Raw genomic sequence first — 20,618 nt, 5'->3', positions numbered from 1 at the left:
GCTACGCGCGGATGGCTGCGGCGAGGATCTCCGGCCCGCGACGATCGAAGACCCGACCGCCGAGCCAGACGCCCGCGACGATCACGACGAGCCCCAGCACGGTGCCCGAAAGGAAGGAGGCCAGATGCCAGCTCGGATCGGCGAAGACGCCGAGGAGCGCGAACGCGACGGCCGGGGCGGCCACGATCAGGGAGCCGAACATCGTGATCGACTGCACGAGCGAGGAGAGGCTGCCGGTCGACTGCGGCTGCTGGAACGGGCTGTCGCCGGGCTTCACCGCCGGATACGGGAAGCGTGCGGAGGTGACCGAGCCGATGCCGAGGCCGGAGAGGAGCAGCACCGTGGACACGCCGATGAGCGACGGCAACGGGCGCCAGTCGTCGAGCACGAACACGGTCAGCGCGCTGCCGAGCCCGATCACGACGACGCCGAGCACGAGCACGGGTACGAGGCGGCCGAACCGGTCGGCGGTGCCGCGGACTCCGGAGACGATGTGCAACCAGATCGCCGTCGAGTCGTAGGCCGTGTCGTTGTGCAGGGACCACCCGAGGAACAGGCACATCAGCGGCACCGGGGCGAGCCCGAGGTACTCCATCGGCACGCCGACGATGCTGAAGGCGATGATGAAGATGACCGGCGCGAGCGGCACCATGACGATCGACACCCAGTACCGTGCGTCGCGGAACCAGTAGGTGAAGCTGCGCGCGGCGACCGCGCCGCTCGCGTTCTGCGGCAGCCGATCGAACCAGCCGAGCCCGCGGTAGCTCTTCGACGCCCCCTCGCGTTCCGGGGTGACGAGCATCGTCTCGACGAGGCGGATCCAGCCGAGCCCGAGCAGGGCGAGCGTGGCCGCGGCGATGAGGAGCTTCAGCACGGCGACGCCCCAGTCGCCGTTGGCCGCGTCGCCCGGGACCGCGAACGCGGCGCCGAGCGGCGTCCAGCCGAGCCATCCGGCGAGGCCCTCGAGCACCTGCCGTCCCTCACGCGCCCAGTCGACGGTCGTCAGGGCGACGATCACCGGCGAGGCCGCCACGACGAGCAGCAGGCCGAGGACGCCGGTCAGCTCGCGCGCCCGGCGTGTGGCGAGCAGGAACGAGGCGACCGCCGTCGCGACGCGCGCGAGCAGCAGGCAGGTCGCGAAGGCCAGCGCGGCCGAGAGGACCGCGAGGATCGTCTCCCCCACGCCGCGCGACCAGGTCACCACGCTGCCGAGCAGCACGATGCCGAGCACGAACGCGGGGATGCCGATGAGGGCGGCCACGGCGAGCGAGATCGCCAGTCGCCGTCCGGGGATGCCGAACAGCGCGAACTTGCGCGGATCCATCGTGTCGTCGACCCCGAAGATCAGCGGGAAGACGATGAAGCCGACGACCGTCGCCGAGCCCGCCACGACGAGCGCGTCGCGGATGACCGAGACGTCGTCGACGAACCGCAGAGCGACGAGCGCGAAGAAGAGCAGCCCCGCGATGCCGAGCCCGTAGACGAGCCCCACCACGATGCCGACGACCTGCCAGGGGCTGCGTCGGAAGATGTTGGCGAGGAGGCGCAGCTTCAGTCCGAGAAACTGTGCAACCATTCCATGCCTTCCGCTGCCTTGCGCCCACCGGCGAGCGCGACGAATCGATCTTCCAGGGTCTCGCCCTGGCGCACCTCGTCGAGCGTGCCGGCGGCGAGCACCTTGCCGCCGACGACGACCGCGACCGAGTCACAGACCCGCTCGATGAGGTCCATGCCGTGGCTCGAGAGCACGACCGTGCCGCCACCGGCGACGTACCGTTCGAGGATCTCGGTGAGGTTCGCCGCCGAGACCGGGTCGACGGACTCGAACGGTTCGTCGAGCACGAGCAGGCGCGGCGAGTGGATCATCGCGCACGCGAGCGCGATCTTCTTCGTCATGCCCGCCGAGTAGTCGGCGACCAGCCGGTCGACGGCGTCGTCGAGTCCGAAGGCCGCGATGAGGTCGGCGCTGCGCTCGCGGACCGTGCGCGCGTCGAGGCCGCGGAGGATGCCCGAGTAGTGGAGCAGCTGACCACCGGTGAGGCGGTCGAAGAGCCGGAGCCGGTCGGGCAGGACGCCGGTCGCCCGCTTGGCCGCTTCGGGGTCGGCCCAGGCGTCGATGTCGTGGATGCGCACCGTGCCTTCGTCGGGACGCAGCAGCCCGGTCACCATCGAGAGGGTGGTCGTCTTGCCCGCCCCGTTCGGGCCGACGACGCCGAAGAACGAGCCGGCGCGCACCTGCAGCGAGATCCGGTCGACCGCGGTCTTGTCGCCGAAGCGCTTCACGAGCGAGTCGACCACGAGCACACGGTCCGCGCTCTCGGACGGCGCCTCGCGGGCGACGCGGAGCGTGCGCTTCTTGCGGCTCGCCTTCTTCGCCGGCGCGGGGATGACGGCGACCGCGACGTCGGCGGCGCGCTCGCCCGCCTCCGCCTCGGCCGGAGGCTCCGGGACGACGCGCTCGCGGGTCTCCTCGTCGACGCGATCGTCGACCACGGCATCGGCGACCGGCGCGGCGGCGGGGACCCGCTCCCGGGTCTCCTCGTCGACCGCGCTCGAATCGGCGACCGTCTCGGGCTCGAGGATGGTCTCGGCCACCGCGACGACCGCGGCAGCTTCGCTCGCCTCGGGCTCGACCGGCTTCTTGGGGCGCTCGGCCGCGGTGGTGTCGGTGGTGACCGCGGCGGCCGCACGGAGCGCCTGGCGCTTCGCGCTCACACTGCTGGTCGAGCGGGATCGAGCGGCGGGCGACGCCGGAGCGTCCGCCTTCGCAGCGCTCTTCGCGGCCCGCGCGGAGCCCGCCGCGCTCGTGCGCTCGGCGGTCGCTCGACTCGAGGCGCTCCGCGAGGCGCCCGAACGCTTCGACGCGGGTGCCGGTTCGCTCGCGGTCTCGGTCTCCTCGCCGCGCTGCTGCCGGGCGGCTTCGGCCTTCGCGGCCTCCGCTTTGCGGGCGGCGCGGGTCGCCGCGGCCCGCTTCGCCGCCTCCGAACGCTTCGCGCTCTTCGCGGCGGCCTCGGCCGAGCCGGCGGCCGTGGACTTCGCCACCGTCTTCTTCGCGGCCGCAGGTCGCTTCGGGGCGGTGGCGCCCTTCGCCCGCGCGGGCGCGGCCGACGTCGACTCCCCGTGGTCGGCCTGCGCGGACACCCCCGTGCCGGTGCCTTCGGGAGCCTCGTCGGTCGAATCGGAGCGAGAAACGGAAGTCACCCAGCAAACCTACCAACTGCCGGCGCCGGATCCGTGTCCCGTGGTGGTTCGCACCCCCGCCGAAAACTGAGCATTCCCTGTGCGGCGTATCACGATCGCACTACGACTCCCCGGCGCGGCCCGCCCCGGACGGGTGACACCGGATACGCTGGTCCCGGCATAACGGCGTGTCCCAATGTGAACTTCCGGGTGAACCGAAGGCGAACACGAGGTTTCGATCGGCCCCGAGCGGGCCCATCGCGACCGATCGTCTCGGCACCCGCACCACCGAAGGAGATGCAGTGACCACGCAGATCGTGATCCTCGCAGCCGGCATGGGGAGCCGGCTCGGGCGTTCCCTCCCCAAGCCGCTCACCGAGCTCGGCGACGGCCGCACCATCATGGGCCAGCAGTTCGACAACATCGGCCACGCCTTCGGCGGCGACGCCGACGTGACGATCGTCGTCGGCTACAAGCTCGAGCACATCATCGAGGCGTTCCCGCAGGCGTCCTTCGTCTACAACGAGGAGTACGACCAGACGAACACCTCGAAGTCGCTCATGCGCGCCCTGCAGGCGTCGCAGAGCGGCGGCGTGCTGTGGATGAACGGCGACGTGGTCTTCGACCCGCGCATCCTCGACCGCGCCGTCGCGCTGATCGCCCGCGACCAGTCCTTCGTCACGGTGAACACCGCGAAGGTGTCCGACGAAGAGGTGAAGTACACCACCACCGCCGAGGGCTACATCAAGGAGCTCTCGAAGACCGTCAAGGGCGGCCTCGGCGAGGCGGTCGGCATCAACTACATCTCGAGCCGCGACAAGGCCACGTTCCTCGCGCAGCTGCAGCGCGTCGGCGCGCAGGACTACTTCGAGCGGGGCCTCGAGCTCGCGATCGAGCAGAACGGCCTGCTCATCGAGCCGATGGACGTCTCCGACCTCTACGCGGTCGAGATCGACTTCGCGGAAGACCTGGAGCGCGCGAACCACTTCGTGTGATCCGGAACGCTGCGTCCTGCAGCACCACAGCGACACGGGGCGGATGCCGAACGGCATCCGCCCCGTGTGGTGTGCTGGGGGGCTAGCGGAGCCCGCGGGCGACGCCCGCCCGCTCGAGCTGGAGCGCGATGACCCGACCGATCCAGGTGAAGAGCACCGGGCTGCCGGCATAGAGGGGCAGCGCGATCGCCCACATCCAGGCCGGGAAGTGCTCCCCGCCGAGCGCGAGGTACACCACGACGGCGATGACGATGCCAGAGGTGAGCCCGGAGGCGTAGTAGAGCCAGGGCTCCCACCGGCGGTAGCGGGTGAGCAGGAACGGCAGCTCGACGAGCACGCCGACGAGGAGCGCCGTGCCGATCAGCCGCGGCAGCCACTGCGGGGCGAACGCCGCGCCGACGAGCCCCGCGATGAGGCCGGCGAGGAGCGCAGTGCCGGGCCTGCGCAGCAGGGCGAAGGCGACGACGCTCGGCAGGAAGTGCACGCCGATGGTCACCCCGTAGAACATCGGCCCGATCGCCGCGAGCACGAGCGCGAGGTACCCGGACCCGCCCGCGACGACGCCGCCGGCCACGCCGATGGCGGCGCAGCTCAGGAGGATCCGGGTGCTGGTGCTGGTGCGAGGGGCCACGTTCCAAATCTACCGTCGCGCCGGCTCGGGACGGTTCTCCCGGCGAACGCCTCTACGATGAGAGCGTGACTGCTGCCACCACTCGCGTCGGAGGCGACGTGCATCCGCTGCGCCGGAAGCCGCTCGCCAGCTACCGGCATTCCCTGTGGCTGCTCACGACGCGGGACCTGAAGGTGCGGTACTCGACCTCGGTGCTCGGCTACGTCTGGTCGGTGCTCGACCCGCTGGTGATGGCGGGCATCTACTGGTTCGTGTTCACCCAGGTCTTCGACCGCTCGGCCGGCTTCGAACCGTACATCGTCTTCCTGCTGAGCGCGCTGCTGCCGTGGATGTGGTTCAACGGCTCGGTCTCCGACTCCACCCGCGCGTTCCTCAAGGACGCGAAGCTCGTGCGGTCGACGATGATCCCGCGCACGATCTGGGTGAACCGGATCGTGCTCTCCAAGGGCATCGAGTTCCTCTTCGCGCTGCCAGTGCTCGCGCTCTTCGCGGTCCTCTTCGGCGCCGCGCCGAGCTGGGAGATCGTCTTCTTCCCGCTCGCGATCGTGCTCCAGGCCGTGCTCACCGCGGGCATCTGCCTCATCGCGGCGCCGCTCGTCGTCTTCTTCCGCGACCTCGAGCGGGCGGTGAAGCTCATCCTGCGCTTCCTGTTCTACGCGACGCCGATCATCTACGCGACGACCGACCTGCCGAGCGGCGTGCAGTTCTGGGCCGCGTTCAATCCGCTCTCCGGAATCTTCTCGCTCTACCGCGCCGCGTTCTTCCCGCAGCAGCTGATCTGGTTCGAGGTGCTGATCTCGGCGCTGATGTCGATCGCCTTCCTCGTCGTCGGCCTCCTCGTGTTCCGCGCCTCCGAGCGCCAGATGCTGAAGGAGATCTGATGACGCACTCCGTCACCGCCGACGGCACCACGGGCGAGCGGTCCGCCTCGGGCGGCTTCGCGATCCGCGTCAGCTCCCTCGGCGTGCGGTTCCGGCGCAACCGCCGCGGCCGCCGCTCGTTCAAGGACCTCCTCGCGGGCCGGAAGCGCCGCACCCGACCGGGAGAGTTCTGGGCCCTGCGCGAGGTGACCTTCGACGTGCGACCGGGCGAGGCGATCGGGGTCGTCGGCCGCAACGGCCAGGGCAAGTCGACGCTGCTGAAACTCGTGGCCGGGGTGCTGCTGCCCGACGAGGGCTCCGTCACCGTGGCCGGCGGTGTCGCGCCGCTCATCGAGATCACGGGCGGCTTCGTCGACGACCTCACGGTGCGCGACAACGTGTACCTCACCGCGGGGCTGCACGGGATGTCGAAAGCCCAGATCGACGCCAAGTTCGACGAGATCATCGGCTTCGCGGAGATCGGCGACTTCCTCGACACTCCGTACAAGCACCTGTCGAGCGGCATGAAGGTGCGGATCGCCTTCGCCGTGATCTCGCAGCTGGAGGAGCCGATCATGCTCGTCGACGAGGTGCTCGCCGTCGGCGACAAGGCGTTCCGCGAGAAGTGCTACCGCCGCATCGACGAGCTGCTCGCCGGCGGGCGCACGCTGTTCTTCGTCTCGCACAACGAGCGCGACCTGCGTCGCTTCTGCACCCGCGGACTCTACCTCGACGGCGGCCGGCTCGTGCTGGACTCCACGATCGACGCCGTGCTCGACCGCTACAACGCGGAGCACGCGAGCCGCTGAGGCGCGCCCGCCTCCGCGCCGCTCAGTGCGCCGCGTCGCGCGCGATCAGGTTCCGTACGGCGACGGCGTCGTTCGCCACCTCGACGACGTGCTGCGGGGCCTCGAGCAGCGCCTGCAGCGCCTCGGGAAGCTCCGCCGGCTCGCCGATCGCCTCGGCGACGATCTCGGGGAACTTCTGCGGTTTCGCGGTCTCCAGGACGAGCATCGGGATGCCCGGCTCGAGGTGCCGGGCGGCGACCGCGAGCCCGTCGGCGGTGTGCGGGTCGACGACCGCGCCGGTGGAGCGGTGGATCTCCCGGATGGTCGCCACGCGGTCGGCGTGCGTGCTGGAGCCGCTCACGATGCCGAACTCCTCGGCGAAGCGCGGCTGCTCGGCGGAGAGGTCGAGCACGCCGTCGCGCTCGAGCCCGCTCCAGCGCTCGCGGAGCGCCTCCGGATCGCGGCCGACGACCTCGAAGACGAAGCGCTCGAGGTTGGACGCCCGGGAGATGTCCATCGACGGGCTCGACGTCGCGAAGGTCGACTCGCCCGTTCGCGGCCGGTACACCCCGGTGCGGAAGAACTCGTCGAGCACGTTGTTCTCGTTTGTGGCCAGGACGAGCCGGTGGATCGGCAGCCCCATGCGGCGGGCGAGCCAGCCCGAGAAGATGTTGCCGAAGTTGCCGGACGGCACCGTGATCGACACGCGGTGCGCGGCGCGATGCTCGGGCGCGACCGCGTCGCTGTGCCGCAACCACGCCCAGAAGTAGTAGACGAGCTGGGCCGCGATGCGCGCGAAATTGATCGAGTTGACCGCGCCGAGCCGGTGCTCGCGCTTGAAGGCGGTGTCGCCCGCGATGACCTTCACGAGGTGCTGGCAGTCATCGAAGTCGCCCTCGACGGCGATGTTGTGGATGTTGTCGTCGGTGAGGGAGTACATCTGCGCGCGCTGGAAGGCGCTCATGCGGCCCTGCGGCGAGAGCATGAAGACCGCGACGCCGTGCTTGCCCCGCAGCGCGTACTCGGCGGCGGAGCCGGTGTCGCCGGAGGTCGCGCCGAGGATGTTCAGGGTCGTGCCGCGCGCGGTGAGCTCGTGCTCGAGGAGCTGGCCGAGGAACTGCATCGCCATGTCCTTGAAGGCCAGCGTCGGCCCCTCGGACAGCCCGACGAGCGTGACCTCCCCGAGCGCGGTGAGCGGCACGATGGGGTCGCCCCCGAAGACGGCGGGATCGTACGCCGCCCGGCAGATCCGCGCGAGCTCCTCGGCGGGGATGCCGCTCGCATAGCGGCCGATGACCTCGGCGGCGAGGCCCGCGTAGTCGAGGTCGCGCCAAGCCTCGAGCTCCTCGGCGGTGACGGCGGGCACCTCCTCGGGAACGACGAGGCCGCCATCCGGCGCGAGCCCCTCGATGAGGATCTCGGTGAAGAGGGCGGGCGACAGCCCGCCGCGGGTCGAGCGGTACTTCACGAGACTCCTGCGGGTCGACGAGACGCTGAGCTTCGATCGTATCGGGCCCTCGGGACCAGGACGAATGCGTGACGCTGCGGTGCGCGGCTTCGAAGGCCGCACGCACCGGGGCCGTCCAGGCCGGTGTGCGTACAATCGCTGCATGCCCGAGCGCGTGCACCGGATCACCTCGATGGGGCGGGACGCCCCGAGCGAGTCGCCCGCGGGCGACGGTGCCGCGGCGCCGCAGGACGAAGGCCGGGCGCACGGGGTCGAGCGCACCATCGACCGCGTCCTCGCGATCCACCGCCCCGTCGTGGTGGCGCACCTGCGCAGCATCCGTCGTCGCTCCCCGCAGGCGACGCCCGAGCAGCTCGTGCGCATCCTGGAGCGGCGCTACCTCGCCGCCGTCACCACCGGCGGGGCCGCCGTGGGCGCGACGGCCGTGATCCCGGGCATCTCCACGGGGATCACCCTGGCCCTCTCCGGCGTCGAGACCGCCGGCTTCCTCGAGGCGACCGCCCTGTTCGCCCAGTCCGTCGCCGAGGTGCACGGCATCCCGGTGGAGAATCCGGAGCGGGCTCGCGCGCTCGTGATGACCCTCATGCTCGGCACGGAGGGCAGCGACCTCGTGCGCCAGTTCGCCGCGCAGGCGAGCGGCAGCGGCGTCGCGCGCAGCGCGTACTGGGGCGAGCTCATCACGAACACGCTCCCGAAGGCGATGATGGGCACCGTCGTCGACCGCCTGCGAGCCACCTTCGTGAAGCAGTTCGCCGTGCGCGGCGGCGCGGGGTTCATCGGCAAGGCCCTCCCCTTCGGCATCGGCGCGGCCGTCGGCGGGGTCGGCAATCACGTGCTCGGCCGGCGGGTGCTCGCGCAGTCGAGGCTCGCGTTCGGGGCGGCCCCGGCGGTCGTGCCGTCCGAGCTCGAGCCGCGGGACGACGCCCCGACGCTCTCCTCCGCCGGTCGCCGCGTCGCCGGCGCGGTCGGTGCGGTCGGCCGCGCCGCAGGGCGGCCGTTCGGCCGGCTGGCGGCCGCTCGCTCGCGGAACCGAGCCGATGACTCGGTGGATGGCCCGGCCGACGCGGATGCAGCGGCCGACGCGGATGCCCCGTCCGACGCGGATGGCTCGCCCGACGCGTCCACCTCCGACCGCGGCTAGCCGGCGGCGCGCGGACGGCTCGACGTCGGTGGTTCCGGGTACCGTGACGGTGTCGTGCCGCATCCCGACCCGAGGAGGAGCCATGCCGCACGGGGCCCGGCCTGTGGCCGTCGACGCCCACCCCGTCCCATCACCCATCGCCTACCGCGTGCCCTGGCGCATCGATCGCGGCCGCGCCCCGTGGTACACGCTGCGCAACGCCGGCGACGAGGCGGCGCACGGCGTGCACCTCTCGCTCTTCGGCGACGGCCGTCTGCTCTGGCAGCCGCTGCTTCGGGTCGAACCCGGCGAGCACGTCTCGTTCGTCCTCCGCGCCGACGACCCGGCCCGCGACTGCGTCGCGGTGCTGCGGTGGTTCCGCGCGAGCGGCGAGGAGTACCTCTGGCGCATCGCGTTCTGAGGCGGTCGAGCCGCGGGGCCGCTCGACCGCGGCTCATTTGCCCCGGCGCTTGAGCTCCTCGATCAGGTCGCGCACGTTGACCCGGTCGACGCCGGGGAGCTCGGCGAGCCCGATCCCGGCGAGCAGCTCGCCGGGATCGACGTCGAGCACGCCGGCGATGCGCACGATCGTCGTCATCCTCGGGTTCGCCTGACCGCGCTCGATCTTGCCGAGGTTGGTGACGTGCATGTCGGCGAGATGCGCGACCGTCTCCTGGCTCACGCCCCGCTCGAGCCTGACCGCCTTCAGACGCTCGCCGAGGATCTGCGCAGCACGGGATTGAGGCTCAGGCATAGCTCCATGCCTATCCGCCCCGAGTTCTCCGATCCAGTGTGCATTCACCTCCAGTGTTTCTACCTCTATTCTGAGAGCACCGCCAATCCAGCCGTGAGGAGACCAATGAGATCGCTGCTCGATCAGCTGCCGAAGATCGTCGCCGATGGCAAGCGCGAGGCCGCGCGGGTGCTCGAGCAACTCACGGGAGAACAGCGCGTGCGCCTGCACACGCGCGAGTTCGTGCAGCCGAGCCGCGAGGCGAGCGGTCTGCCGCTGCACCACGCCGCCGCGCTGGAGCAGCCCGAGCCGTCCGGGCGGCTGATCTACGGCGACAACCTGCTCGCGATGTCGGCCCTCCTCGCCGGCGACGACGCGACGCCGGGACTGGCGGGCGGCGTCGACCTCGTCTACCTCGACCCGCCGTTCGATTCGAAGGCCGACTACCGCACGAAGCTCACCCTCCCCGGCCACGAGGTCGAGACCCGGCCGACGGCGGTCGAGCAGTTCGCCTATTCCGACACCTGGGCCGACGGCACCGCCTCCTACCTCGCGATGCTGACGCCCCGGCTCGTGCTGGCGCGGGAGCTCCTCGCCGACACCGGCAGCTTCTACCTCCACATCGACTGGCACGTCGGGCACTACGTGAAGCTCATCTGCGACGAGGTGTTCGGTCGGGAGAACTTCCTCAACGAGGTCGTCTGGTACTACCGGCGCTGGAACATCGCGAGCACGAGCTTCGCCCGCAACCACGACACCCTCTTCGTCTACGCGAAGCGCAAGGGGCAGCACTACTTCAAGCAGCTCTACATCCCGAAGTCCGAGAAGTCGAGCGGGCAGGGCCGCGCCTGGGTGAGCACGATCGGCGATGACGGCGTGCGCCGCTCGGTGCTGAGCGAGGAGGCCACGAAGGGCGTCGCGATGCCCGATGTCTGGGACCTCTCGATGATCAACCCCGTCGCCAAGGAACGCGTCGCCTACGCCACGCAGAAGCCGCGCGCCCTGCTCGACCGGGTCATCGAGGCCTCCTGCCCGCCGGGCGGGCTCGTCGCCGACTTCTTCGGCGGCTCCGGCACGACGGCCGCGGCGGCCGAGGCATCCGGACGCCGCTGGATCACCAGCGACCTCGGCCGCCCGGCCGCGATGATCATCCGCAAGCGCCTCATCGACCAGGACGCGCGGCCGTTCCTCTACCAGGAGATCGGCGACTACCAGGTCGAGCAGATGCGCTCCAGCCTGGGCCGCCGCTACCGCGTCGGCGACCTCGCCCGCACCGTGCTCGGGCTCTACGGCGCCGAGCCGCTGCCCGAGGCGCAGAACCCGAACGGCGCCCTCGGCAGCCTGCCGGGCGGCCGCACGCTCGTCGTCGCGGAGAGCCCCGCCCGGCTCACGACCGTCGAATCGCTGCGCCGCGCCCAGTCGCAGCGCGACTCGGCGCTCGGGGGCTTCGAACGCGTCGTCGTGCTCGGCTGGAACTTCCCCGCCGGCATCGGCCACGACATCGAGGCGCTCGCCGACGCCCGCCTCGAGGTGCGCGTCATCCCGCCCGACCTCATCGACCGGCTGAAGAAGAAGGGCGGGCGGCTCGGCGACAGCGTGCGCTTCTCCACGCTCCAGTACCTCGAGGCGGGCCTCCGCACGGCGCGACGCCTCGGCGACGAGCTCGAGCTCGTGGTCGGGCTCGACAACTACGTGCTGCTCTCCCCCGAGGCGATCAGCCTTCGCGCCGAGGACCGCGAGAAGGTGCTCCAGCTGATGAACCGCGACCCGCTCTCGCTCATCGAGTACTGGGCCGTCGACCCCGACTACGACGGCGAGCTCTTCCGCTCCACCTGGCAGGACTACCGCGGCAACACCCTGAACGACGACGACCCGCTGCGCGTCGTCGCCTCGGCGACGCTGCGCGCCCCGTGGCGCCCCGGGGTCCGTCGCATCTGCGTCCGGGCGGTCGACGTCTTCGGCTTCGAGTCGGAGGTCGTGCTGGAGCTCGACGCCGTCGAGGCGGATGCCTCATGAGGATCCCGATCGACGAGGAGCTGCCGCTCGCCAGGGAGATCTCGATCAGGCTGGCCGACGACGCCCGGGCGATCGAGTCCGGCGAGCCGTCGGCGCTCCTCGAGGCCGTCACCCCGACGACGGCCGAGCTGCTCCGCTGGTGGTTCGACGCCTCGCTCTCCGCCGGGCGGCCGGATGCCTTCCACGAGGGGCAGCGCGACGCCATCCTCGCGATCGTCTACGCGCACGAGGTGCTGGGCGCGTCGAATCTGCGCGAGCTCTACGAGCGCCTCGCCCCGAGCGCGCTCTCGGCGGCCCAGCGCCAGGAGCTCGCGCACGAACGCCACGGGCATCCCAAGTACGCCGCGAAGCTCGCCACCGGAACGGGCAAGACCTGGGTGATGAACGCGCTGCTCGTCTGGCAGCACCTCAACCATCTCGCGACGCCCGCCGACCCGCGCTTCAGCAGCAACTTCCTCGTCGTGGCGCCCGGGCTCATCGTCTACGAACGGCTCCTCGACTCGTTCCGCGGCCGACGCGTCGACGGCGTGCGGGATCCGAGCACGAGCGAGTTGCACGCCAGGCGGGCGCTGTTCACTCCGCCCCGGCACGAACGCGCCATCGCCGCGCTGCTCGCCTCGGGCGTCGTCGAAAAGCACGAGATCGGGCTCCGCGTCCCCGCCGGCGGCATGATCGCCGTGACGAACTGGCACCTCCTCGCCGGCGCGGAGGACCCCGACTTCGCGGGCGACGCGAACGGCGGCACGCGCAGCCGCGGGCGCAGCGCCGACGACCCGTCGCGGGCCGCCGTCGAGAGCATGTTCCCGCTCTCCCCCGGCGCGGCCGGGCACGCACTGGAGGCGCTCGACCGGCGGGCGCAGCGGGGCCGCCCGCTGCAGTCGCTCGTCGACCTCCCCGACCTCGTGGTCCTGAACGACGAGGCGCACCACGTGCACGCGCTGCGGGCCGGACAGGACGCGAGCGACGTGGAGTGGCAGCAGAGCCTCACGGCGATCGCCGCGACGAAGGGCCGCCGATTCATCCAGCTCGACTTCTCGGCGACGCCCTTCGACGAGACTGGCGGCGGTCGACGGCCCCGCCGTCGCTACTTCCCGCACATCGTCGTCGACTTCGACCTCCACGCCGCGATGCGGAGGGGGCTGGTCAAGGCGATCGCGCTCGACAAGCGCAGCGAGTTGGCCGCGCTCCCCCTCGACTTCACCGCCGAGCGCGACGAGCACGGCGCGGTCGTGGGGCTCTCCCCCGGCCAGCGCACCATGATCCGCGCCGGGCTGAGCAAGCTCGCCCTCCTCGAGGCGCAGTTCGCCGAGATCGACCCCGAGCGGCGCCCGAAGCTCCTGATCGTGACCGAGGACACGATCGTCTCCCGCCACGTCGAGGAGTTCCTGCTCGAAGCCGAGCGGCTCGACCCCGAGGACGTGCTCAGAGTCGACAGCGGCCGACGCAGCGAGCTCGGTCCGAAGGAGTGGGAGCCGATCCGCGCCCGGCTCTTCGACCTCGACCGGCAGGCGCGGCCGCGCGTCGTCGTCAGCGTGCTGATGCTCCGCGAGGGCTTCGACGTCGACAGCATCTGCGTGGTCGTGCCGCTCCGCTCCGCGGGCTCTGGGATCCTGCTCGAACAGACGATCGGCCGCGGCCTCCGGCTGATGTGGCGGGGCGACCCCGTGGTGGAGGAGCTGAAACGGGAGACGCGAGAACGCATGCGCCGCGGACTCGAACCGGCCAATCACTTCGACGTGCTGTTCATCGTCGAGCACCCGGCCTTCGAGGCGTTCTACGACGAGCTGCTCGGCGACGGCCTGCTCGCGATCGTCGACGACGACGGGACCGCCGCCGTCGGCGACCTCGAGCGCGTCGAGCTGCGACCCGACTGGCAGAAGTACGACCTCTTCGTGCCCGAGATCGTGCGCGAGCACGAGGAGGAGCTCGTCGAGCCCCGGATCGACCCCCGCTCGCTCGAGCCGTGCCGCTTCGAGCTCGCGGTCCTGCGCCGCGCGGTCGGCCGCGGGGAGCGATGGAGCTCGCACGACCTGCAGACGCGGACGCAGTACGGCGATTACCGGGTCGACGGCGGCGTCATGACCGCGACCGGCTACAACGACTTCCTCGCCCGCGTCACCCGGCGCATCGCCACGGTCGTCGGGCGCGCCTTCACGCCGGCGGCCGCGCGCTTCAGCGCGGCGAGCCGGTACCCGCTGCTCGTCACTCACCGCGCCCGCATCGCCGCCTGGGTGGACCGCTACGTGCGCGACCGGCTCTTCCGCGAGCCGTTCGACCCGACGCTCGAGGACGGATGGCGCGTGCTCCTCCTCCCCGGCGTCGCCGAGCACGTCGCCGGCGTGTTCTCGACCGCACTGGTGGAGACGCAGCAGCACCGCACCGTCGCGACGGCGCTCGTCGAGCAGCGCAGCGTCGCCGAGATCGGCAGCATGCTGATGCGGGCGCGCGACGCGGTGCCCAGCCGCAAATGTGTCTTCCCCGCGCTGCGGGTCGCGAGCCGCGGCGGCGGGCTGGAACGGCGCTTCATCGAATGGGCGGATCAGGACGGCCGGGTCGAGGCGTTCATCAAGATCGACGAGTACGCGCACACGTTCCTGCGCCGGCCGTACCTCCGCTCCGACGGCCTGCCGGCCTGGTACTCGCCGGACTTCCTGGTGCGCACGTCCGAGGCGGTGTACGTCGTCGAGACGAAGGCGCAGTCCGCGCTCGCCCATCCGGACGTCGAGCGCAAGCGACGCGCGGCGCTCGACTGGGTCGAGACGTTGAACCGGCTGCCGGCCGCCGCACGAAGCGGTCGCCGCTGGCACTACGTGCTGCTCGGCGAGGAGGCGGTCGACGCCTGGCGACGCGGTGGTGGCCGGTTGAGCGAGCTGCTCGAGCTGGAGCGGCTGTCGGCGCCGACCCCGGGCGGGGCGCCGACGCTCTACTGAACCGCGAAGGCTCGCTGGAGCTCAGCCGTGCGCGTCCTCGTCGGCCCGGCTCTCGGCCCGCTCGCCCTCGACGTCGTGCTCGTCGATGGCCTCGTCGTCCCGGTGCTCGGCGGCGAAGCGCTCCCACTCCGCCATGAGGTGGTCGATCGCGGCGTGGAACCGCGCGGTCGCGGCACCCGGGGCGGTGTCGCCGAAGTACCGCTCGACCCAGTGGCCGAGTCGGTCGAGCGCAGCCGGATCGTGCGCGACCTCGTCGACCCGCGCGACCATCGCCGCGCCCGCCTGCGCGAGCGGCCTCCCGGGCTCGGCGACCAGCCACTCGCACGCCGAGAGGTAGCCGCCCGTGTCGATCTCCGCCTCCTCCGCGAGGGGCCGGGTGATGAGCAGCGGCTTGCCGGTCGCGAGCCGGTCGTAGACCATCGCCGAGATGTCGACGACGGCGAGGTCGGCGGCGGCGAGCTGCCAGCCGAGCTCCGGGCCGTCGTCGTAGACGTGCATCGCGCTCGGATCGGCCTGGTTCGCGGCGCCGATGGCGTCGATGATCGCCCGGTTCGCGGCCGCGTACTCGTGGTCGAGCACCCCGGATCGCGGGTGCGGGCGGTAGATCACCCGGTGCCGGCCCGTCGCGAGCAGCGCGGTGACGAGCGCGACGCCGTGCGAGGCGATCGAACCGTAGGCGGCCGCCGCGCGGTCGCCCTCCCAGGTCGGGGCGTAGAGCACGACCTCGCGCCCGTCGTCGGGGTAGGGCAGCTCGCGCCCGTCGTGGTAGTGGTCGGCCTGCGGTCGGCCGATCGGGATCGCCCGCTTGTCGAAGTCGTAGTCCCAGAGCACCTTGCCGAGCCGGCTCCTGGCCGCGTCGCCCGCGATCAGGGCGTAGTCGTAGGCCTTGAACTGATTCGTGGTCATGTACATCTTGTCGGACTCGCCGTGGTTGATGAACACGTGCCAGCGCCGCCCGTAGCGCATCATCTGGAAGTTCTTCGCGTTCTGGTTCACGTAGAGGATGAGCTGGAGCTGCTGATCGTGGATGAGCTGCTCGAGATCGGCGACGCGCCGCACGTAGGCGACGGGCACCGGCGACTCGTCGAGCAGGGCGAGCGCCGCACCGGAGGCGCGGCTGAGGATCACCACGGGATGCGTCTTCGCGAGCTCGGCGAGGGGCTTGTACCACTGGCGCAGCTGGTAGAGATTGACCTTGCCGTCGGCGAAGTACACCCCGATCCGGTAACGGCCGGGTTCGAGCGGCGCCACCCGGGCGAGCGCCGTGCCGAGCGCTCGCTGCGCGCGCCGCGAGGCGATGATGTTCCTCGCGAGCTTCACGGCACGGCGAGCGTCAGTCTTCAATCCCACTCGGCAAGGGTAGCCAGGCCCGGCTGAGCGGATGCCCCGGGGCGAGCGTTGCGGCCGCACCGAGAGCCGATCGTTACCGAGCGATCCGAGAGCGGTTCAGACGATCGGCGGCCGACCGGCGCGGGTCATCCGCCAGACCGTCCGCCAGCGGAGCGGCCGTCGCTCCCCCGGATCCTCGCGCCAGCCGGCGAGCCAGCCGCCGAACCAGGCGCGCAGCTGCGCCGGTCTGCGCGCCCAGCGCAGCACCTGGATCGCCGTCCACGAGCCCACGTAGAACGGGACGAGCACGGCGGGCAGGTTGCGCCGGGCCAGCCAGACGCGGTTGCGGGCGTTGAGCCGGAAGTAGTACGAGTGCCGCGCGGGGTCGATGACCGGGTGGGCGGCCTCGAGCTCGCCCGCGTACCAGGCGCGATGCCCGGTGTCCCAGACCCGCCAGGCGAGTTCGACCCCCTCGTGCGCGTAGAAGAACGGGTCCGCCCACCCTCCGGTCCGGTCGAACACGGCGCGCGGCAGCAGCACCGCTCCCTCCCAGCAGGAGAAGACGTCGCTCGAGTGCGCGGGATCGCCCTTGCGGATCCGCGGGATCCAGCGGCGCGGCGAGGCGAGTCCGGTCGGGTCGACGACCCGCGGCTGCACGAGTCCGAGCTCGGGCCGGGCGGCGAGCAGCGCCGCCCCCTTCGCGAGGAACTCCGGGTCCGGCAGGAACGCGTCGTCGTCGAGGAAGAAGAGCAGCTCGCCCTCGACCTCAGGCACCCCGCGATTGCGGCCGGCCGGGATGCCGAGATTCTCGGCGAGCGCGAGCGTCCGCACCCCGGCGGGCAGGGCCGGCTCCGCGGTCGCCGGGTCCCAGCCGTTGCCGACCACGACGACGTCGACCGCGACCCCGCGCTGCTCGAGCACGCTGCGCACGCCGCGCAGCAGTTCCGCCGAACGGCGGCCCATCGTGAGCACGACGACGCCGAAGCGGGGGGTCACGCCCCCGGCCGCCGGCTCAGGAGCGGACACGACGGCTCGCCATGATCGCCACGAAGTGGCCGAGGACGGCGAGCACGGCCAGCGGCAGCAGGGCGGCCACGACGACCCGGTCCACGATCGGCTGACCGACGAAGAGCCCGACCACGGCGGCGGCGAACGCGATGAGCGTGAGCTCGACCGAGTGGTAGAGCCGGTGGAACGGCACGAAGCGGGCGACGCGGCGGAGCTTCGCGACGAGGCCGCCGCGCGGCGCCGTCTCGCCGTGGGTGTCGGCGAGCTTCGGCAGACCGGCGTTCGCCCGGGCGACGTGCACCATGTCGTTCAGCGCCTTGTTCAGCACGATGACGAGCGCGAGCAGGGCGCCGACGGTCGTCCAGAGGAAGTCGGCGGGGAACTCGAGCGGGTACGCGGCGGCGCGGATGCCGAGCGCGATCGGGATGAGCGCCTCGGTCGAGTAGTGCCCGACCTTGTCGAGGAACACGCCGGCGGGCGACGACGTGCGCCGCCATCTGGCGACCTCGCCGTCGCAGCAGTCCACGAGCATCTGCAACTGCCCGAGGATCACGGCGAGCAGCGCACCCCAGATGCCGGGGATGAGCAGCGCCGCAGCCGTCGACCAGCCGACCAGGATCATCAGCCCCGTCACGCCGTTCGCCGAGATCGGCGTCTTCAGCAGCAGCCAGGTCAGGTACGGCGAGAGCCGTCGCAGGTAGAGCGATGCCGTCCAGTGCTCCGCATTGCGCCGCCCGCGGACCTCCGGCGGCTGGGTGACCGCCTTCAACTCGGCAAGGCTCGATGGGTGCGTTCTCGACGGCTCCGACGACGTCGAGTGCGGGTGCGACATCCGTTACCTTCCCGTATGACTGGCGATGTTCCGTGTCAGCGAGAGATAGCCGAGCACGAAGCCGGCGCCCCACGCGACATGGATGCACGGCAAGACTACGAGAAACCAGAGCCATGACGCGGCACCCTGGCCGCGACCGTAGAGGAGGGCCGCGACGAGAACGAAGAGCAGGTACACGATCGGGACGACGAGCCCCGCGGCGAGCCACGGCGTCTGGCCCGCGAGCGCCTGGATGAGGCCGCCGAGGCCCGCGAGCAGGCCGAGCAGCACCCCGAGCACCATGACGGGCGGGACGAAGTAGCGCACGCCGTTCGCCGCGGGGAAGCGCCGGGCGAGCTCCCCGCGCCAGAGCCCGGTGGAGAACATCTGCCGTCCGAGGCGTTCGAGGCTCGACCGGGGCCGGTACGTCACGCTCAGCTCCGGGGTGAACCAGACGATGCCGCCGCTCGCCCGCAGACGGCGGTTGAGCTCCCAGTCCTGGCCGCGCTTGATCGTCTCGTCGAAGAGGCCGACGCGTTCGAGGGCGGAACGGCGGAAGACGCCGAGGTAGACGGTCTCGACCGGTCCCGCCGTGCCGCCGACGTGGAAGGCGGAGCCGCCGAGCCCGACTGGGGTGGTGTACGCCCGCGCCACGGCCCGTTCGAACGCGGTCTCACCGTGCGCGGCCATGATGCCGCCGACGTTGTCGGCACCGGTGCGCTCGAGCGTGTCGACGGCGATCCGGGTGTAGTCGGCCGGCAGCATCGAGTGCGAGTCGACGCGCACGACCACGGGATACTGGGCCGCGCGGATGCCGAGGTTGAGACCCGCGGGCGTCGAGCCCACCTCGTTGTCGAGCACGCGGACACGGGCGTCGCGCGCGGCCAGGTCGGCGACCAGCTCGGACGTGCCGTCGATCGACGGCCCGAGGGCGATGAGCACCTCGACGGGGCCGTCGTAGTGCTGATCGAGGATCGACTCCACGGCGGCGCGGACGTGCGAGGCATCGTTCAGCACCGGCATCACGTAGGAGACGCCGAGCGTCGACCGGGTGGTGCCGTCGGGCTGATCGGGCAAGATTCCTCACTCTGCTGCTGGGTCGATCGAGCCTAGCAAACGCCGAGTGGCCGGAGCCGCGATGGCTCCGGCCACTCGCCGGGATGCTGCGTCGGTCTCGGGATCAGCCCTCGAAGGTGCCGAGCGTGACCGTCACGGTGTGCGCCTCGCCGTCGCGGAGGTACGTGATCTCCGCCTCGGCACCGCCCGCGAGCGCACGGACCTGCGCCGTGAGGTCGGTCTGGTCGGTGATCGGCAGCCCGTTGAACTGGGTGACGACGTCGCCCTTCTGCAGGCCCGCGTTCGCCGCGGCGCCCCCGGCGGGAACATCGGTGATGAGCGCACCGACGGTGCTGCTCTGCTCGTCGCTCTGGGCGGCCGTCACGGTCGCGCCGAGCAGGCCGTGCGTCGCCGAGCCGTTCGCGATGATCTCGTCGGAGACCCGCTTGGCGAGGTTCGACGGAACCGCGAAGCCGACGCCGATGTTGCCAGACTGACCGGACGACGAGTCGCCGGTGCCGAGGATCGCGACGTTGACGCCGATGAGCTCGCCCTTGCTGTTGAGCAGCGCGCCGCCGGAGTTGCCGGGGTTGATCGCGGCGTCGGTCTGGATCACGGGGATCGAGATGTTGCCGCCGCCCTGCTGCGTCTGCTGTCCGCCCTGTCCCCCTTGACCGCCCTGGCCCGGGATGTCGAAGTTCCAGAAGTCGAAGGGCTGCTGTCCGCCCTGCTGCTGGTCGCCCTGGCCGCTGTCGTCCGGCGTGGACGGCGCCGCCGAGGACGCGACCTCGATCGAACGGTTCAGCGCGCTCACGATGCCGTCGGTGACGGTGCCGGACAGCCCGAGGGGGGCGCCGATCGCGATGGCGGTGTCGCCGACGTTGAGCTTGCTCGAGTCGGCGAAGGCGAGCGGGGTCAGCCCCGAGGCGTCCTTCAGCTTGATCACGGCGAGGTCGCTCAGCGGGTCGGTGCCGACGAGCTCGGCCGTGTACAGGTGCCCGTCGTCGGTCTTCACCTGGATCGTGGGCGTGCCGGTCGCGCCGTCGAGGGTGACGACGTGGGTGTTCGTCAGCACGTAGCCGTCGTCGGACAGGATGATGCCCGATCCCGTGCCCGCGCCGTCGGCCGAGGACACCGAGATGGTGACGACGCTCGGGCTCGCCTTCGCCGCGACCGCGGTGACCTGGTTCACGGAGTCGGTGTCGTTCACGACGACGTTCTGCGGGTTGGCGCTCGCGGAGGTCGTGGTCGTGCGGTTCGCCATGGCCAGGGCGGTGACGCCCGCGCCGGCGCCGCCGCCGATGAGGGCGGCCGCGACGATGGCCGCGGCGATGCCGAGCCCGACCGGACGCTTCTTCGGCGCGGGCGCCGCGGCGGGCTGCCCGCCGAACGCCGGCGGGACCTGGCCCGGCGGCACCTGGCCCGGCTGCGGCTGGTGCGCGCCGGGCAGGGGCTGCGTGGGCTGCGTCGCGGGGTGGGTCGGCTGCGGGGCGGCCGGGTGCGGGTACTGGGCCGCGTGGTACGGCTGCGGCGCTCGGCCGGGCTCGTAGAGCGTGCCGGTTGCCGGCGCGGCCGGCTGGTCCGCGGCCTGCGGGACGGACGCCTGGGGCGCTGCGGCCTGCGGCGTCGGCTGCGGCGCGGCGGGGGCGTTCGGGGCGACCCAGCCGGCGGACGCCGGGGCCGGGGTCTCGTT

General features: G+C 71.8%; 18 protein-coding genes. 8 read left to right on the top strand and 10 right to left on the bottom strand.

Translation table 11 applies throughout. The features are described 5' to 3' along the window. Position 1: 1 nt before the first annotated feature. Both IEY71_RS07670 and IEY71_RS18355 read right to left on the bottom strand, forming a co-directional pair. Entirely contained in the window at positions 2-1,576 is a 1,575-nt protein-coding gene (locus tag IEY71_RS07670) for a hypothetical protein (protein ID WP_189084638.1), read from the bottom strand. Then, complete coding sequence (locus IEY71_RS18355) at positions 1,552-2,715, bottom strand: ABC transporter ATP-binding protein (protein ID WP_229781575.1); 1,164 nt, start codon at positions 2,713-2,715, stop codon at positions 1,552-1,554. Before IEY71_RS18355 ends, IEY71_RS07670 begins: the two co-directional genes overlap by 25 nt. Between IEY71_RS18355 and IEY71_RS07660 the strand changes: the two genes are divergently transcribed. Both IEY71_RS07660 and IEY71_RS07655 read left to right on the top strand, forming a co-directional pair. Then, entirely contained in the window at positions 2,672-3,271 is a 600-nt protein-coding gene (locus tag IEY71_RS07660) for a hypothetical protein (protein ID WP_189084637.1), read from the top strand. The genes IEY71_RS18355 and IEY71_RS07660 overlap by 44 nt on opposite strands. 211 nt (positions 3,272-3,482) lie before the next feature. After that, entirely contained in the window at positions 3,483-4,175 is a 693-nt protein-coding gene (locus tag IEY71_RS07655) for a phosphocholine cytidylyltransferase family protein (RefSeq protein WP_189084636.1), read from the top strand. 82 nt (positions 4,176-4,257) lie between these two features. Here IEY71_RS07655 and IEY71_RS07650 read toward each other — a convergent pair whose 3' ends face one another. Further along, complete coding sequence (locus tag IEY71_RS07650; protein ID WP_189084635.1) at positions 4,258-4,806, bottom strand: ECF transporter S component; 549 nt, start codon at positions 4,804-4,806, stop codon at positions 4,258-4,260. Between the two features lie 107 nt (positions 4,807-4,913). On the opposite strand from IEY71_RS07650, the gene IEY71_RS07645 reads away from it, so the two are divergent. Continuing rightward, positions 4,914-5,687, top strand: a complete 774-nt coding sequence (locus IEY71_RS07645) for an ABC transporter permease (protein ID WP_229781646.1) — start codon at positions 4,914-4,916, stop codon at positions 5,685-5,687. Next, complete coding sequence (locus IEY71_RS07640) at positions 5,687-6,475, top strand: ABC transporter ATP-binding protein (RefSeq protein WP_189084634.1); 789 nt, start codon at positions 5,687-5,689, stop codon at positions 6,473-6,475. Before IEY71_RS07645 ends, IEY71_RS07640 begins: the two co-directional genes overlap by 1 nt. Positions 6,476-6,497: 22 nt before the next feature. On the opposite strand, the gene thrC is transcribed toward IEY71_RS07640, so the two are convergent. Next, complete coding sequence (thrC, locus tag IEY71_RS07635) at positions 6,498-7,922, bottom strand: threonine synthase (RefSeq protein WP_189084633.1); 1,425 nt, start codon at positions 7,920-7,922, stop codon at positions 6,498-6,500. A 142-nt stretch (positions 7,923-8,064) separates the two neighbouring features. On the opposite strand from thrC, the gene IEY71_RS07630 reads away from it, so the two are divergent. Beyond that, positions 8,065-9,063 (top strand): hypothetical protein, encoded by a 999-nt coding sequence (locus IEY71_RS07630; RefSeq protein ID WP_229781574.1) that lies wholly within the window; start codon positions 8,065-8,067, stop codon positions 9,061-9,063. An 82-nt stretch (positions 9,064-9,145) separates the two neighbouring features. After that, positions 9,146-9,463 carry a hypothetical protein gene (locus tag IEY71_RS07625; RefSeq protein WP_189084632.1) on the top strand — a complete coding sequence of 106 codons (318 nt, stop codon included), beginning with the start codon at positions 9,146-9,148 and terminating at the stop codon, positions 9,461-9,463. A 33-nt stretch (positions 9,464-9,496) separates the two neighbouring features. Here IEY71_RS07625 and IEY71_RS07620 read toward each other — a convergent pair whose 3' ends face one another. Next, on the bottom strand, positions 9,497-9,796 hold the full coding sequence (locus IEY71_RS07620; protein WP_189084631.1) for a helix-turn-helix domain-containing protein: 300 nt from the start codon (positions 9,794-9,796) through the stop codon (positions 9,497-9,499). Between the two features lie 105 nt (positions 9,797-9,901). Here IEY71_RS07620 and IEY71_RS07615 point away from each other — a divergent pair, with 105 nt between their 5' ends. Beyond that, positions 9,902-11,791 (top strand): site-specific DNA-methyltransferase, encoded by a 1,890-nt coding sequence (locus IEY71_RS07615; protein WP_189084630.1) that lies wholly within the window; start codon positions 9,902-9,904, stop codon positions 11,789-11,791. Next, positions 11,788-14,721 carry a DEAD/DEAH box helicase family protein gene (locus IEY71_RS07610; RefSeq protein ID WP_189084629.1) on the top strand — a complete coding sequence of 978 codons (2,934 nt, stop codon included), beginning with the start codon at positions 11,788-11,790 and terminating at the stop codon, positions 14,719-14,721. Before IEY71_RS07615 ends, IEY71_RS07610 begins: the two co-directional genes overlap by 4 nt. Positions 14,722-14,742: 21 nt before the next feature. Here the strand turns inward: IEY71_RS07610 and IEY71_RS07605 are convergent, their stop codons facing one another. The 5 genes from IEY71_RS07605 to IEY71_RS07585 all read right to left on the bottom strand — a co-directional run. Further along, a complete protein-coding gene (locus IEY71_RS07605; RefSeq protein ID WP_189084628.1) occupies positions 14,743-16,071 on the bottom strand; it encodes a CDP-glycerol glycerophosphotransferase family protein in 1,329 nt (442 codons plus the stop codon). Between the two features lie 96 nt (positions 16,072-16,167). Continuing rightward, positions 16,168-17,013: a glycosyltransferase gene (locus tag IEY71_RS07600; RefSeq protein ID WP_229781645.1), complete on the bottom strand. Its 846-nt coding sequence runs from the start codon at positions 17,011-17,013 to the stop codon at positions 16,168-16,170. 49 nt (positions 17,014-17,062) lie between these two features. Next, the gene (locus IEY71_RS07595; protein WP_189084626.1) at positions 17,063-17,890 is read right to left on the bottom strand and encodes a CDP-alcohol phosphatidyltransferase family protein; all 828 of its coding nucleotides are present in this window, start codon (positions 17,888-17,890) and stop codon (positions 17,063-17,065) included. Positions 17,891-17,893: 3 nt separating this feature from the next. Beyond that, a complete protein-coding gene (locus IEY71_RS07590; protein WP_189085123.1) occupies positions 17,894-18,892 on the bottom strand; it encodes a glycosyltransferase family 2 protein in 999 nt (332 codons plus the stop codon). 157 nt (positions 18,893-19,049) lie between these two features. Beyond that, positions 19,050-20,618, bottom strand: a 1,569-nt coding sequence (locus tag IEY71_RS07585; protein ID WP_229781573.1) for a S1C family serine protease, incomplete at its 5' end; no start/stop codon positions are given.

The organism is Agromyces mediolanus, assembly GCF_014648575.1.
GTDB classification, from domain to species: domain Bacteria; phylum Actinomycetota; class Actinomycetes; order Actinomycetales; family Microbacteriaceae; genus Agromyces; species Agromyces mediolanus.
Note: the sequence above shows the minus strand (reverse complement) of the source record. Positions and strands in the feature narration are given on the sequence as shown.

Coding starts and splice junctions, on each gene's coding strand:
- IEY71_RS07670 (WP_189084638.1), bottom strand. CDS start 1,576: ATGGTTGCACAGTTTCTCGGACTGAAGCTGCGCCTCCTCGCCAACATC.
- IEY71_RS07615 (WP_189084630.1), top strand. CDS start 9,902: ATGAGATCGCTGCTCGATCAGCTGCCGAAGATCGTCGCCGATGGCAAG.
- IEY71_RS07625 (WP_189084632.1), top strand. CDS start 9,146: ATGCCGCACGGGGCCCGGCCTGTGGCCGTCGACGCCCACCCCGTCCCA.
- IEY71_RS07620 (WP_189084631.1), bottom strand. CDS start 9,796: ATGCCTGAGCCTCAATCCCGTGCTGCGCAGATCCTCGGCGAGCGTCTG.
- IEY71_RS07600 (WP_229781645.1), bottom strand. CDS start 17,013: ATGGGCCGCCGTTCGGCGGAACTGCTGCGCGGCGTGCGCAGCGTGCTC.
- IEY71_RS07610 (WP_189084629.1), top strand. CDS start 11,788: ATGAGGATCCCGATCGACGAGGAGCTGCCGCTCGCCAGGGAGATCTCG.
- IEY71_RS07640 (WP_189084634.1), top strand. CDS start 5,687: ATGACGCACTCCGTCACCGCCGACGGCACCACGGGCGAGCGGTCCGCC.
- IEY71_RS07595 (WP_189084626.1), bottom strand. CDS start 17,890: ATGTCGCACCCGCACTCGACGTCGTCGGAGCCGTCGAGAACGCACCCA.
- IEY71_RS07630 (WP_229781574.1), top strand. CDS start 8,065: ATGCCCGAGCGCGTGCACCGGATCACCTCGATGGGGCGGGACGCCCCG.
- IEY71_RS07590 (WP_189085123.1), bottom strand. CDS start 18,892: ATGCCGGTGCTGAACGATGCCTCGCACGTCCGCGCCGCCGTGGAGTCG.